Raw genomic sequence first — 13,549 nt, forward strand, 5'->3', positions numbered from 1 at the left:
TAAAATATGGTCTTCCGTATACGGAAACTATTTCATGTATGCGGCATCTTCGACCACCGGCTCCGCTAACGCGGCCGCCGGAAAAGGGATCAAACCTTCCGCGCCGCCTCCGATCTGATAAACCGGTGTTTCGGCATAACGGCCGGCCAGAACAATCTTCGTTTCTTCACAATGCCGGTTAAAAAGCGCGGTCACTAAACCCGGATCATTGTTGTCCCGTGAAAGATGGGAAAGAAATACATGGGTAAGCCGCGCTGAACGGTAATTGACAAACAGGTCCAGCGCCTCCGTATTGGACAAATGTCCATATCCACCGCGGATACGCTGTTTGAGGAAATAGGGGTATCGCCCTCCCATTAACAGTTCCTCATCATAATTGGTTTCAAGAAAAGCCGCATCGCATTGTGCAAAACGCGCCGCTACCTGTTCACATACACGGCCGATGTCGGTAAAAACCCCGACTGAAGTCCCCGAATGGTCGATCACGAAGCTATATGGATCGGCTGCATCATGGTATTTGCGGAAAGCCGTCACCTGCAATCCGCCAATGGTAACGGTTTGCTGATCAGCTACCGGAAACAGGAGGCGTTCCGGAATAGCCAATCGGCATGCGCTCCGGGTACCCGCAGAAAGAAAGACCGGTAATTGGTATTTATTAGCCAGTACACTCAGGCCCCTGATGTGATCGCTATGTTCATGCGAAACAAATATCGCTTTCACCCGTTGCATGGATAACCCCTGCCTCGCCATGCGGCGTTCGGTTTCCCGGCAGGAAATTCCGGCATCCACCAAAACAGCATCCTGCTCATTACCAATATAATAGCAATTACCATTACTGCCTGACGCGACGGAACTGATGAAAAGTGGCATACACAAAGTAAAAGAAAAAAGATGAAAGCACCATACATAAGGTGCAATTCAGCAGCAATTAATCATCAACATTCCGGAAGGCTGAGTGGAAGTTGGACAGCGAGACCTCCATCCGCGGTTTCTTTGTATTTAACGTGCATGTCCTGGGCCGTCTCCCACATGGTTTTCACCACCGTATCCAGGCTGACCTTCGCTTTATCCGGATTGGATTGGAGTGCCAGCTGGGCAGCGGTAATGGCTTTAACAGCACCCATGGTGTTGCGCTCAATACAAGGTATCTGCACCAGGCCACCGATCGGATCACAGGTAAGGCCCAGGTGATGCTCCATGGCGATCTCCGCAGCCATCAATACTTGCCGTTGTGAGCCCCCAAGGCATTCCGCAAGCGCGCCCGCCGCCATGGCAGCCGAAACGCCGATTTCTGCCTGGCAGCCCCCCATCGCGGCGGAAATTGTAGCGCCCTTTTTAAATATGCTGCCAATCTCCGAAGCAACCGCAATAAACTGCCTGATCTTCGTTTCGTTCAGCCCGTCGTGGAACACAATAAAATAGTGCAACACGGCAGGAATAACACCTGCTGCACCATTTGTCGGTGCGGTTACCACCCGTCCGAAAGCCGCATTCTCTTCGTTTACCGCCAAAGCAAAACAGCTTACCCAATCCAGTATATACGGAAACTGATTGCCCCCTGCGCGAATGGCGGCTATCCAGCTGTCATAATCATGATATGTCCGGCCGGCCGTCAGTTTTTTATTGAGCTGATGTGCCCGGCGGGCGACACCAAGTCCACCCGGCAGGGTACCCTCGGTGTGGCAGCCCCGGTATACGCACGTACGGATCGCCGTAAACAGCTGGCACACGTGCTCATTCGTTTCCGTTTCAGGGCGCCAAGCCTGCTCATTTTCAAGCACCAGGTCGGAAATCGCCAGCCCCGTACGGATACACCAGCCCAGCAGGTCATGCGCGCTTTGCACAGGGAAGGGCAGGTCTACTTCTTCCGTTAGCTGCGCCTCATTCCCCTCCTGTATGACAAATCCGCCGCCAATAGAATAATACGTTTCGCTGATGGCCTTGCCGTCGGCCAGCAATGCCTGGAACGTCATGGCATTGGGATGAAACGGCAGGCTTTCTGCATATAGTAACATCAGGTCTGTCGCATATTCAAACGGGATCTCATGTATACCTCCAAGCAGCAGTAGCTGGTGCCGTTTGATCCGGTTGGCCTTGGGCTGCACGTCGTCTACAGGAAAGGTAACTGGGTCATCACCGCTCAGACCAAGTAAAACTGCGATGTCGGTACCGTGTCCGATACCTGTTTTGGCCAGCGAACCATAAAGCAATACCTTCACGGACTCAGTATCCGTCAGTATACCCCGCTGCGCCAGGCCCGCAGCAAACCGCTGGGCGGCGCGCCAGGGCCCCAGTGTATGTGAACTGGAGGGCCCGATACCGATCTTGAACATATCAACTATGGAAATTTGTTCTTTCATCATATAATAGGCACGTTGGGACCAAGCAAAGTTATGCCTTTTCTGCTGCTTATGCACCGCATCGGGGATGAACTACCGGCGGTTAGGCTTCGGGCTGATGGAATAATACGAGAATGTTCCTATCTTTAGCCCCTGTGCACCCATGTAATGTTATGTGTAATTTCCGTCGAATTCCAGTTTTCATTTTTTTTGCCTTTTTCGCCCTTCATGCGTATGCCAATACGCTTTCCATCCCCCCTGCTGTCGACGACCGGCTGCCCAAGCGGGAGTTCCGGGGTGTGTGGATTGCTACCGTGGTCAATATTGATTGGCCGTCAGCAGCTGGCATAGGCGCCGAACAGCAAAAACGGGAATTGATCGAAATCCTGGATAATCACCAGCGTGCGGGTATCAACGCCATCATCCTGCAGGTACGGCCAACTGCCGATGCTTTTTATGCAAAAAGCAGGGAACCCTGGAGCCGCTTTCTTTCAGGTAAACCAGGGCAAGCGCCATCCCCGTTCTATGACCCGCTCGAATTCGCAATCGAAGAAGCCCATAAGCGTGGGATGGAACTCCACGCCTGGTTTAATCCGTATCGCGCCACCTTCGATCTGGTGAGTGCAAATACTGCTGCCGATCACATTACGCGGCGGAAGCCAGAGTGGTTTTTTACCTATGGCGGAAAAAAACTGTTCAACCCCGGTATTCCGGAAGTCCGTGCTTATATTATCAGCGTTATCATGGATGTGGTCCGGAACTACGATGTCGATGGCATCCACCTTGATGATTACTTTTATCCTTATCCGACCGGTAATGCACAAATCCCGGACACGGAAACGTTCCGGCGTTATCCGAATGGCATGCGCAACATTGCCGACTGGCGCCGGAATAATGTCAATCTGCTTGTCGGGCCGTTATCAGACAGCATTCATGCGGCAAAAAAATACGTCAAGTTTGGCATCAGTCCTTTTGGGATATGGGACAATAAAAAAGACCATCCGCGCGGATCGCAGACCAGCGGCCTGAGCGGTTATCGCCAACTCTATGCCGATGCACTGACCTGGCTGGAAGAGGGGTGGGTCGACTACATCAACCCCCAGCTTTACTTTCCTTTCGGCCATCGCCTGGCCCCCTATGAGTTATTGGTAGACTGGTGGGCGCAGCACGCCAATGGCCGGCATTTTTACGTCGGACATGCCGCCTACCGGGCCAGTGAAAACGGAGCCGGCTGGCAGAGTCGCAGCCAGCTGCCCAACCAAGTACGTTACGCCCGGAAAAATCCGGCCATACAGGGCAGCGTTTACTACAGTTCTAAACACCTGACAAATAACATTGTCGGTCTCCGGGATTCGCTGCAATATAACCTGTACCGATATAAGGCCCTTCCTCCGCCCATGCCGTGGCTCGACAGCATTGCTCCGGAAGCGCCGACAGCCCTGGAAGCCCGCGCCATGGCGAACCAGGCGGCCGTTATTCTGCACTGGCACCCCCCGAAAGTGGCCGCCGACGGCGAGCAGGCCTACGGGTACGTCATCTACCGATTTAACCAGGGCGAGACACCCGACTTAAGCAATCCCCGGAATATCCTGCACATCAGCTATGACAGCACGCAGCTATCCTATGCCGATAACCTGATCCGAAACGGTGCGCAATATACGTATGTGGTTACGGCAATTGATCGGTTGAAAAACGAGAGCCTTCCGTCGAATACCCAGCTGGTCGCGCTGCAATAGCGCTATTTCCCGTCGCCATAACGGAAGAATGAGTTTACGGTTACCGGAAGGCGGCCCGATGGGTTCAGCTGCCGCAGCACCACCTTGGCCGCCGCGCGCTGCATCACCTTATCATTCTGATAGCAGACCAGGATCGACTTGGCCTGTTCCACACCCGGCAATCCCGCCAGGGCATATGGATTTGCAAACACACAGAATACGCTGTTCATGTTGGCCAGTTCATTGATGAATAGGCGTACGGTTCCGTTGTAGTTCAACGTATTCCGGGGCCGCACCCGTTTGTCATGGAGCGCCACAATTACCTGGCTATACCCTTTTAATTCGCTGGATACGGCCGCGACATCATCGGCAGACGCATCGGCCGACAACATAAAGTATAAATGATTGTCAAAACGCCGACCCAATTGTTTCTGGAATTCAGATAGTTCCGGATCACCGATGCCAATGATGGCCGTACGTTTGGAATAATCCAACGAATTGATGGTATAATCACTTTTCAGCAACGTTACGGAAGCATCGGCCAGCCGTTGATTAAGCAAGCGTAACTGCGGCCTGTTCAGGTCTTCGTAAAGGCTTGTATACGCGACTTCCCGCCTATTATCCAGGCCCAGCCAGTACTTTGCGGCCAGTATCTTTTTTACCCGCGCATCAATATCCTGCTGCGAAAGCCGCTGCTGCTTAATGGCCTGCAATACCAGGTCAATCGCACGTGCGCTGTTCAGCGAAAGCTCCAGCACATCGTTACCGGCAATAATAGCACGTACATCTGCCTCACCGTTGCGGAAGTGCTTCACCACGCCCTGCATGTCCATCGCGTCGGTAAAGATCAATCCGTCGAAGCCGAGCCGCTTTTTAAGAATATCGGTCACAATGTGTTTGGAGAGTGAAGAGGGTAGGTTGGGGGTATTGTCCAGGCTGGGGATGTTCATGTGCGCAATCATAACGCCCGATGTCCCGGCCTTGATTAATTCCCTGAACGGATACATCTCCAGCGAATCGAGCCGCCCCGCGGTGAAATTAAGCCGGGGAAGGTCGTGATGTGAATCCACATCCGTATCCCCATGGCCCGGAAAATGCTTTAACGACACCATGATCCCTTCGTCCATCATGCCCCGCATATAGGCCAGCCCCTTGCGCGTTACATTTAATTTATCTTCACCAAACGAACGGAAATTAATGACCGGATTCCGCGGATTGTTATTGATGTCAACAACCGGGGCAAAGTTGATATTCAGCCCCAGGCGCTTAAAGTCGCGGGCGATCTCCCGTCCCATCTGGTAAATCAATGCTTCATTCTGTATGGCACCCAGTGCCATTTGGTAAGGAAACGAAACGGTCGAATCCGGCAGACGCATACCCAGACCCCATTCGCCGTCCAACGCGACAAATAAAGGTACTTTGGATAACCGCTGGTAGCGGTTAATCACCTGCGCGTGCCGGACCGGCCCGCCCTGAAACAAAACGATGCCACCCAATTGCTCGCGCTGCACTACGCCCGCTACCGAATCGATATACTTTGGACCAAGGTCGCTATGCGCCCGGACCATAAACAGCTGGGCGACCTTTTCGCGGCTACTCAGCGCGTTAAACACCGAATCCACCCAGGCATGCTGGGAATTAATGAAGGGGATAAATTTTTCGCGCTGCTGGGCAAATGCAGCAATGGATACTGTTAAACTAAAAACAACTGCTAATACCGCTTTTTTAAGCATAATTACATGCATATACAAAAATAATACCGGGGACGCCCGCGATGGGCCAATGAAAAGTCTACTGTCTGAATCAAAGCCCGTATCTGGATTCCAAAAACTTGTTTAATTCTGCCGTATTCTCCAATTCGCCGTTGGCTTCCTTCTTCCAAAGCGCCTCAATAATGAGCAGAAGAAGCTGGGTTTCCAGCTCAGGATACTCATATCCCAATTCTGAAAAAGCTTTCTTAATAATGGGATACACCGGCTTCATAAACAACTCGTGTTGCTGCCTGGAAAACTCATGATGCGATAAACGTTCCTGCAGCTTCCAGAACAACGGTTCCTCGTTGACCAACTCCACCGGCAGATTAATCATGCTGCGCAGGAAGCTTTTTGCGTTTTTATAGGTCATCATGCCTTTATGATGGGCCAGTACACGCCGGTATCCCGACTTGATTAAATGAAACAGCAGGTTGTCCTTATTGCCGAAATGTTTGAAAATAAGTGCTTCCGACACCGCTGCACGTTGTGCGATGGCCTTGGTGGAAGTATCCGCATAACCAATTTCGGCGAACAGCACCAATGCTTCCCTCATGATCCGTTCCTTTCTGCTCTCCGTTTTCTTTTTCATGTTGATTCCGCGCAAACAATCTGCAAACTTAGATAAATTCGCTTTTTCAAGCAATATCATGGATCACACCCAAAAGTGAATTTACCATGCTAGTTGACTGTCATTAAAAATTAGTTCACGGACCCGCCTGTTTCCCTGTTCAGCAAAATGGTCTTCTTTTACCATTGGTGGTGAAACAAACTTAGCTAAAATAGTTTATGTCTTCAAATCCGCCGTTGTGTGCTTAATATACAAAAAAAGCGGCCCGGGGCCGCCTTTTTTATTCGTTGAAACCGTTATAGCAGCTGCTTTTTCAGCAGCGCTTCCGCGATCTGAACCGCATTGGTGGCCGCCCCTTTCCGTAAATTATCTGCCACAATCCACAGGTTCACCGTATTTGCCTGGCTCTCATCCCGACGGATACGCCCCACAAACACTTCGTCCTTCCCGTGGGCATCCTTGGGCATGGGGTACTTCAGGTTCGCCGGGTCGTCTACCACGACAATACCGGGTTGATCGGCTAACAGGGTACGTACCTCATTCAGGTCGAAATCCTGTTCAAATTCGATATTAACTGCTTCGGAGTGTCCGCCAATAACTGGAATGCGTACAGTAGTCGCCGTAACCCGTATGCGGTCATCTCCCATGATTTTATTCGTTTCCTGGATCATCTTCATTTCCTCCTTCGTGTATCCGTTGTCTTGGAACACATCAATGTGAGGAATAACGTTCAAATCAATCGGGTAAGGGTATGCTTTTTCCCCGTCAACGCCGGCACGTTCATCATTCAGCTGTTTCACGGCCTTAACCCCGGTACCTGTAACCGACTGATATGTCGATACAACAACCCGTTTTATGCCATAGCGGTCGTGAAGCGGTTTCAGTACCACAACCATCTGTATTGTTGAACAGTTGGGATTTGCAATAATTTTGTCGTCAGCCGACAATACATCTGCATTAACTTCAGGTACTACCAGCTGTTTAGTCGGGTCCATCCGCCAGGCGGAAGAATTGTCGATCACGGTCACACCGGCAGCTGCAAATTTCGGCGCCTCTTCAAGCGACGTGCTTCCCCCTGCCGAAAACAATGCCACATCGGGCTTCAGGGCAATGGCTTCGTCGGGTGTAACCACCTTATATTGCTTCCCCTTGAATTCGATTTCCTTACCCTTGCTCCGCTCCGAAGCTACCGGAATCAATTCTGTTACGGGAAAATTGCGCGCCGCTAATACTTTTAACATTTCCGAACCAACCAGTCCGGTCGCGCCGACTACTGCCACTCTCATTTTTGCTTTGTTTTTGTGAATGAATTTTTACGTATAAAATTATTATTTTTAGCCGTCAAACATACGAAGTTTAGCCTCATTTTCCAACACGGAATTGTAATATTCCCTTGAGGCACCACTTAAACCTAAACCTATGAAAAACAGCCTGTTTCTATGGTGCTGCATCTTTCCGGCATTGGCACTCGCCCAGGTTCGTGAAGACTTTTCTTCGAATCAGTATCCCAGCAACCTCCAATGGCGTGGACATACCTTCGCCTTTGGCATCAACGCCGACGCACAGCTCCAGAGCCAAACCATCAATACAACCTACATCAGTACCGAAAATAAACTCGCAACTGGTGTCCGATGGGAAATCGGCATCCGGATGGGATTTAACCCGTCGCCAGCCAACCAGCTGCGCATTTATCTTATAGCCGATCACGATACACTGACCGCCCCATTAAACGGCTATTTCATACAGATTGGGGAAAATGGTCCGACAGACCGGTATCACTTATACCTTCAGGAAGGGGAAAATACCCGATTGCTGCTCAGCAGTCCGCCCATTGAACGTGCGGACCCGGCGAATATTAACGACCGGATTAAGGTAATCCGGGACACAGCGGGCGACTGGGAATTACAGCTCGGGGTCGACCAGGGCCCGTTGGTCACCGCAGGTACTGTAAGGGACACGGCCGCTATGCACACGTCTTTTTTTGGCTTCCTTTGCCGGTTTACCGCTACCAATGCCGATCAATTTTACTTCGACGATCTTTCCGTCGATACCACGGCCATCGACGTAATTGCTCCGCAGGAGCCGGTCGAAAACAAGCTACGGCCCGACCAAACGGACAGCGCGATTTTTTACGATGATTTTTCCGCCGGGCTGCAATCCCATTGGCATGGCGGCACCGCTGCATTCCATGTCGTTGGCGAACGGCTGAAATTAGTGGAAGGGGCTGCCTCGCCGGGATTCCTTGCCGCATCCAGCGGTCGCCTGAACAACACGGTCTGGGAAACGGGGATACAGGTCGATGGCCCGCTTTCCGCGGGTAATTATGTACGGCTGTACCTGGCCATGTCAGACACGTTACCGGATCACCACGACGGTTATCATGTGCAGGTCGACGGCGCAAAGGGGAAGCATGTCTACCACATCTGGCAGCAGCACGGCGATTCACGATCCCGCATATTCCAAAGTGATTCCATTCCCAATCGCGGCGACCGCTTCCGTGCCCGAATCCGGATCATAAACAACCAATCAGGGCGTTGGCAGATCCTGGCCGATGAATACGATAGCGGGATTTTTGCGCCTATCACGCCAAAAAGCGCCAAAGTTATCTCCGCGGACTTTACCTTCACCGACACGGCATATGCTGGTTATCTCGCGCATTTTTCGAAAACCCGCCGGGCAGACTATGCGCTGGATTACCTGCTGATTAAACCCGCCGGTCCCGTTTCCGACACAATACCCGACACCGCCGGCAGCGTTCCCCCCGCCAGGCCCCATGCGGTGATCATCAATGAACTAATGGCCAATCCCAAGGGAGCGGCAGGACTGCCGCCGTTGGAATATGTGGAATTGTACAATACGACGAATGAAACAGTTGTACTCGACGGCTGGACGTTTGCAAGTAAAACCCGCTCCGGCGTGATTTCCAAAGGAAAAATCCCACCGAATGGTTACCTCATACTCTGCGCCGCGTCCGATACGGCTGTTTTTGATGCTTATAGCAACACCACAGGGCTCAGCCCATGGCCCTCGCTGGTTAATACGGGTACCACACTGACGTTGAAAGATACATACGGTACGATCGTTGACCAGGTAATCTACGATCCTTCCTGGTACCACGACAGCAAGAAAGAACGCGGTGGATGGAGCCTCGAACGCATTAGTCCGCTGGAGCTTTGTCTGGAAGGTGATAATTGGATGGCCAGTACGGATGAACGGGGCGGCACACCCGGTACCCGGAACGCTGTACACGATCCCGGGTTTACCGTTGATTTCAAATTGCTGGATGTTGAGGTTCAAAATGGCAGGCAGCTGTTGCTCGCCTACACACAGGCCCTGGACACCACAGTTGCTGTGTCACCGGACCGATATTGGTTAAGCCACGGTATTGGTAGGCCCAAGCGCGTACAACTCATCGGTCCGCGCCACGTATTGCTTCATTATGACCGCACATTCCCTGCGGGTCGGGAATATACGTTTACGGTTGCCGATGCCGTCAATTGTACCGGGTTATCAGCGGACTTCAGCTACGTGTTTTTCCTTCCGGATACCGCGGTGACCAATGATATCCTGATCAACGAAATTCTCTTTAACCCAAAAAGTAAAGCAATGGAAGGGGTGGAAACGGACGGCGTGGATTTTGTCGAGGTTTACAATCATTCCTCCAAAACGGTGGACCTGCAGCAGTTCTATCTCGCACATGTAAACAAGGGCAAGGTCACCGGGCACCGGCAGATCAGTGAAAGCCAGTTGCTTTTTCATCCCATGGAATATAAAGTGCTGACATCGCAACCGCATATCGTACAGGCGCATTACCCCGCTGCTGACCCACGCGCCTTTATCCAAATGGCCTCATTACCACGCTTCAACAACGAATCCGGCACGGCGCTGCTGGTCAGTCACGGCCAGACAATAGACAGCCTAGTGTACCGTGCATCCATGCACGCCCCCTTTATTGACAACCCAAAGGGAATTTCCCTGGAGCGAAAACAATTCGATGTTGCGACCAACGCCCCGGGGAATTTTCACTCGGCCGCTACTTCCGTAGGTGGCGCCACACCCGGCTATCGCAACTCACAGGGAATACAGATGGAAGGAACACCCGGCGTTTACCTGACCTCCAAAACTTTCTCGCCTGACGGCGATGGGTTTGAAGATCTCCTGGAAATTAATTACCATTTTCCTGAACCAGGTAATATGGCCAGTATCTCCATCTACGATGACAACGGGCAATTGGTGAGGCGCCTGCAGCGCAACCAAAGCCTGGCAACCCGAGGGATTGTTACCTGGGACGGCCGGTCGGATACCCACCGGCCACTGCCCATGGGGATATACATCGCCCTGATTGAGGTTTACAATAGCCTGGGAATGCGAAAAACCATCCGGCGAAGCTTTGTATTGGCAAAAAAGTAATAAAATAATACCGCCATTTTACTAAGTTTGCATGCAATGGCAGAACGCATCATCATCCTGGGTTCTAATGGCCAAATCGGTACCGAATTGGTTGCCGCATTACGTAAAAAATATGGGCAGGCACAGGTTGTGGCTTCCGATATAAGGAAACCGCAATCGGCAGACGATGACACGCCTTTTGAGCTGATCGATGTGTTAGACCGGAAAGCCCTGCACCTGCTGTTTACGCAGTACCGTCCTACGCAGGTCTACCTGCTTGCCGCGGTACTGTCTGCTAGCGGAGAACAGCACCCACGCCAGGCCTGGGATCTGAACATAAACGGCCTGCTGAATGTGCTCGATCTATCCATGGAATATGCAGTCAAAAAAGTCTTCTGGCCCAGTTCCATTGCGGTCTTCGGGCCACATTCACCAAAAACAGATACGCCCGAATATTGCACCATGGATCCGACCACGGTTTATGGGATCAGCAAATTAGCGGGCGAACGGATCTGCGAGTATTATCATAACCGTTTTGGCGTCGATGTCCGCAGCATCCGGTATCCCGGCATCATCAGCTGGAAAGCCGCACCGGGCGGCGGTACGACGGATTATGCCGTTCATATTTTTCATGAGGCATTGGAACACCACACCTATGCGTGCTTTTTATCGGCAGACATTACACTGCCGATGCTTTATATGGATGACGCCATCCGGGGTACACTGGCCCTGATGGATGCCCCGGCCGACCAGATCCGCATCCGATCGAGTTACAACATCACCGGCACGAACTTTTCCCCGGCCATGCTGGCCGACGCGATCCGCAGGCACCTGCCGGACTTTACCATAACCTATGTAAAAAATGACCCACGGCAGGCCATTGCAGACACTTGGCCCAGTAGCATCAACGACGCGGAGGCGCGCCGTGACTGGAATTGGAGCCCTCGGTATGGCCTTGCCGAAATCACAGCAGATATGATTGTAAACCTTAAAAAAACAACTAATGGGAAGAGCATTTGAATTTAGAAAAGAACGGAAATTCAAACGTTGGGCAAAAATGGCCGTACAGTTTACCCGGTTAGGGAAGGAAATTGCCATTGCCGTCAAAGAAAGCGGACCCAACCCCGAAGCCAATTCCCGCCTGCGCACGGCTATCCAGAATGCCAAGGCAGTAAACATGCCCAAAGACCGCATTGAAGCAGCAATAAAACGGGCATCCGATAAAGATGCGAAAGGTTATGAAGAACACGTGTATGAAGGCTATGGTCCGCACGGCGTCCCGGTTCTTATCGAAACGGCTACCGATAATACCAACCGTACCGTAGCCAATATCCGCAGTTATTTCAGCAAATCAGGAGGTACGTTGGGAAAGACAGGATCGCTCGATTTCATTTTTCAGCGCAAATCCGTTTTCCGTTTCGCCGTTCCCGAGGCCCTCGATGTCGAAGAGCTGGAGCTGGAACTGATCGACGGCGGATTGGAGGAACTGTATGTGGAGTCCGATGAGGAAGGGAATGACGTCGTTGTCGTACAAACATCATTTGAAGATTTTGGTAACATGCAACGCCTGCTCGAGGAAAAAGGTATTGAAGTCAAAAGTGCCAAATTAGAGCGCATCGCGCTCACCAGTACCGAAGTTTCGGAAGAAGATGCAGCGGAAGTACTTAAATTGATTGACAAGATCGAGGAGGATGACGACGTGCAGGCAGTATATCATAATATGGCGTAATGACGTTCGAGGAATTCTTTATAAAGAAAAAAATCGACCTGGCACAGCTTCGGCGTGCCCAGCCGGACCTCTATGGGGAATTCCGCGAGCATTACATTAAAATGGGGGAGAAGAGCTTTGACCACACCAAAAAATACTGGTTTAACCGGTTGCGGAAAGATTACCTGCTTCCGGAAATAGCGGCTCCCGCTGATGCGGAACCGGTGGTCGCTGCCGCTCCTGCAGTCAAAAGCGAAAAGGCCCTACCGCCGGGAACGGCTACTGCAAAGCCCGTTGGCTTCAAGCCCCGTTTCAAAGCAGGCGCCGTATCCCCTCCAAATACCGGTGCATCAACGGCGGAAGCTACGACAACACCACCTGCTGAAGACACCGCCAGAACAACAACAGATACCCCTGCAAAACCAACGGCGTTCAAGCCCCGGTTTAAAGCCGGTACTACACCAGTGGCCAAACCCGAAGAGCCAAAACCGGAAGCTACGGCGGAAACACAAACACCTACTAACGAAACTTCCGAAGCAGCTGGAACTTCAGCCAAACCCTTAGGGTTCAAGCCCCGGTTTAAGGCCGGTACTACACCAGTAGCCAAGCCCGAGGAACCAAAACCGGAGGCTACGGCGGAAACACAAACACCTACTAACGAATCTTCCGAAACACCCATGGCGCCAACCAAGCCCCTGGGGTTCAAGCCCCGGTTTAAAGCGGGTGTTACGTCGGCTGCCAAACCAGAGGAATCAAAACCTGTGGCTGTACCAAAGCAGCAAGAAGAAGATCAGCAAGAAGAAACAACGAAAGAAAAACCAGCAGCGCCGGATGTCTCCAAACAATCCGCTGCCAAGCCACTTGGCTTCAGACCGCGGTTTACCAAGCCGGGTAAGGACGGTTAGCGCACAGATACAACCGCCTATATTGTTTGCCGTGACCGGGGAGCAATTGCCCCGCTGCGTCCGCATGCACTTTGGTTTGAAGAGACAGGAAATGCATCCCCAAGCCTCGGCCACCGGTCCGGTTTATCCGTTGTGGTCCGTTCTCCGGGGGGATGATGCCGTTGGGTTCGG

Annotated in this window: 10 protein-coding genes; 5 read left to right on the forward strand and 5 right to left on the reverse strand. The window is 51.9% G+C overall.

Translation table 11 applies throughout. The annotated features are described in order from the left end of the window. Nucleotides 1-27: 27 nt before the first annotated feature. Together ABWO75_RS06965 and ABWO75_RS06970 are read right to left on the reverse strand one after the other, a co-directional pair. Nucleotides 28-870, reverse strand: coding sequence for an MBL fold metallo-hydrolase (locus ABWO75_RS06965; RefSeq protein ID WP_353183953.1), 843 nt, complete (start codon nt 868-870; stop codon nt 28-30). Nucleotides 871-935: 65 nt separating this feature from the next. Further along, a complete protein-coding gene (locus tag ABWO75_RS06970) occupies nt 936-2,363 on the reverse strand; it encodes an L-serine ammonia-lyase (RefSeq protein WP_353183956.1) in 1,428 nt (475 codons plus the stop codon). Between the two features lie 149 nt (nt 2,364-2,512). Here ABWO75_RS06970 and ABWO75_RS06975 point away from each other — a divergent pair, with 149 nt between their 5' ends. After that, entirely contained in the window at nt 2,513-4,075 is a 1,563-nt protein-coding gene (locus tag ABWO75_RS06975; RefSeq protein ID WP_353183958.1) for a glycoside hydrolase family 10-like protein, read from the forward strand. A gap of 2 nt (nt 4,076-4,077) precedes the next feature. Here ABWO75_RS06975 and ABWO75_RS06980 read toward each other — a convergent pair whose 3' ends face one another. The 3 genes from ABWO75_RS06980 to ABWO75_RS06990 all read right to left on the reverse strand — a co-directional run bounded on the left by ABWO75_RS06980 (nt 4,078) and on the right by ABWO75_RS06990 (nt 7,662). Continuing rightward, entirely contained in the window at nt 4,078-5,787 is a 1,710-nt protein-coding gene (locus ABWO75_RS06980) for a glycoside hydrolase family 3 protein (RefSeq protein WP_353183960.1), read from the reverse strand. Nucleotides 5,788-5,857: 70 nt separating this feature from the next. Beyond that, nucleotides 5,858-6,397, reverse strand: a complete 540-nt coding sequence (locus ABWO75_RS06985; protein ID WP_353183962.1) for a TetR/AcrR family transcriptional regulator — start codon at nt 6,395-6,397, stop codon at nt 5,858-5,860. A gap of 275 nt (nt 6,398-6,672) precedes the next feature. Then, on the reverse strand, nt 6,673-7,662 hold the full coding sequence (locus tag ABWO75_RS06990) for an aspartate-semialdehyde dehydrogenase (RefSeq protein ID WP_353183964.1): 990 nt from the start codon (nt 7,660-7,662) through the stop codon (nt 6,673-6,675). Between the two features lie 133 nt (nt 7,663-7,795). On the opposite strand from ABWO75_RS06990, the gene ABWO75_RS06995 reads away from it, so the two are divergent. From ABWO75_RS06995 to ABWO75_RS07010, 4 genes are read left to right on the forward strand one after another with little or no spacing between them, the layout of a single operon-like run. Further along, nucleotides 7,796-10,786: a lamin tail domain-containing protein gene (locus tag ABWO75_RS06995; RefSeq protein WP_353183966.1), complete on the forward strand. Its 2,991-nt coding sequence runs from the start codon at nt 7,796-7,798 to the stop codon at nt 10,784-10,786. A gap of 36 nt (nt 10,787-10,822) precedes the next feature. Beyond that, on the forward strand, nt 10,823-11,785 hold the full coding sequence (locus ABWO75_RS07000) for an NAD-dependent epimerase/dehydratase family protein (RefSeq protein ID WP_353183968.1): 963 nt from the start codon (nt 10,823-10,825) through the stop codon (nt 11,783-11,785). Continuing rightward, nucleotides 11,769-12,494 carry a YebC/PmpR family DNA-binding transcriptional regulator gene (locus tag ABWO75_RS07005; RefSeq protein ID WP_257657544.1) on the forward strand — a complete coding sequence of 242 codons (726 nt, stop codon included), beginning with the start codon at nt 11,769-11,771 and terminating at the stop codon, nt 12,492-12,494. Before ABWO75_RS07000 ends, ABWO75_RS07005 begins: the two co-directional genes overlap by 17 nt. After that, a complete protein-coding gene (locus ABWO75_RS07010) occupies nt 12,494-13,378 on the forward strand; it encodes a prolipoprotein diacylglyceryl transferase (protein WP_353183971.1) in 885 nt (294 codons plus the stop codon). The genes ABWO75_RS07005 and ABWO75_RS07010 overlap by 1 nt, the downstream gene beginning before the upstream one ends. The last annotated feature ends 171 nt before the right edge of the window (nt 13,379-13,549 follow it).

Source organism: Parapedobacter lycopersici, from assembly GCF_040395035.1.
Classification (GTDB): domain Bacteria; phylum Bacteroidota; class Bacteroidia; order Sphingobacteriales; family Sphingobacteriaceae; genus Parapedobacter; species Parapedobacter lycopersici_A.

What these genes read in the sequence shown, in the direction of transcription:
- ABWO75_RS06965 (WP_353183953.1), bottom strand. Translation starts at nt 870, where the DNA reads ATGCCACTTTTCATCAGTTCCGTCGCGTCAGGCAGTAATGGTAATTGC.
- ABWO75_RS06970 (WP_353183956.1), bottom strand. Translation starts at nt 2,363, where the DNA reads ATGATGAAAGAACAAATTTCCATAGTTGATATGTTCAAGATCGGTATC.
- ABWO75_RS06975 (WP_353183958.1), top strand. Translation starts at nt 2,513, where the DNA reads ATGTGTAATTTCCGTCGAATTCCAGTTTTCATTTTTTTTGCCTTTTTC.
- ABWO75_RS06980 (WP_353183960.1), bottom strand. Translation starts at nt 5,787, where the DNA reads ATGCTTAAAAAAGCGGTATTAGCAGTTGTTTTTAGTTTAACAGTATCC.
- ABWO75_RS06985 (WP_353183962.1), bottom strand. Translation starts at nt 6,397, where the DNA reads ATGAAAAAGAAAACGGAGAGCAGAAAGGAACGGATCATGAGGGAAGCA.
- ABWO75_RS06990 (WP_353183964.1), bottom strand. Translation starts at nt 7,662, where the DNA reads ATGAGAGTGGCAGTAGTCGGCGCGACCGGACTGGTTGGTTCGGAAATG.
- ABWO75_RS06995 (WP_353183966.1), top strand. Translation starts at nt 7,796, where the DNA reads ATGAAAAACAGCCTGTTTCTATGGTGCTGCATCTTTCCGGCATTGGCA.
- ABWO75_RS07000 (WP_353183968.1), top strand. Translation starts at nt 10,823, where the DNA reads ATGGCAGAACGCATCATCATCCTGGGTTCTAATGGCCAAATCGGTACC.
- ABWO75_RS07005 (WP_257657544.1), top strand. Translation starts at nt 11,769, where the DNA reads ATGGGAAGAGCATTTGAATTTAGAAAAGAACGGAAATTCAAACGTTGG.
- ABWO75_RS07010 (WP_353183971.1), top strand. Translation starts at nt 12,494, where the DNA reads ATGACGTTCGAGGAATTCTTTATAAAGAAAAAAATCGACCTGGCACAG.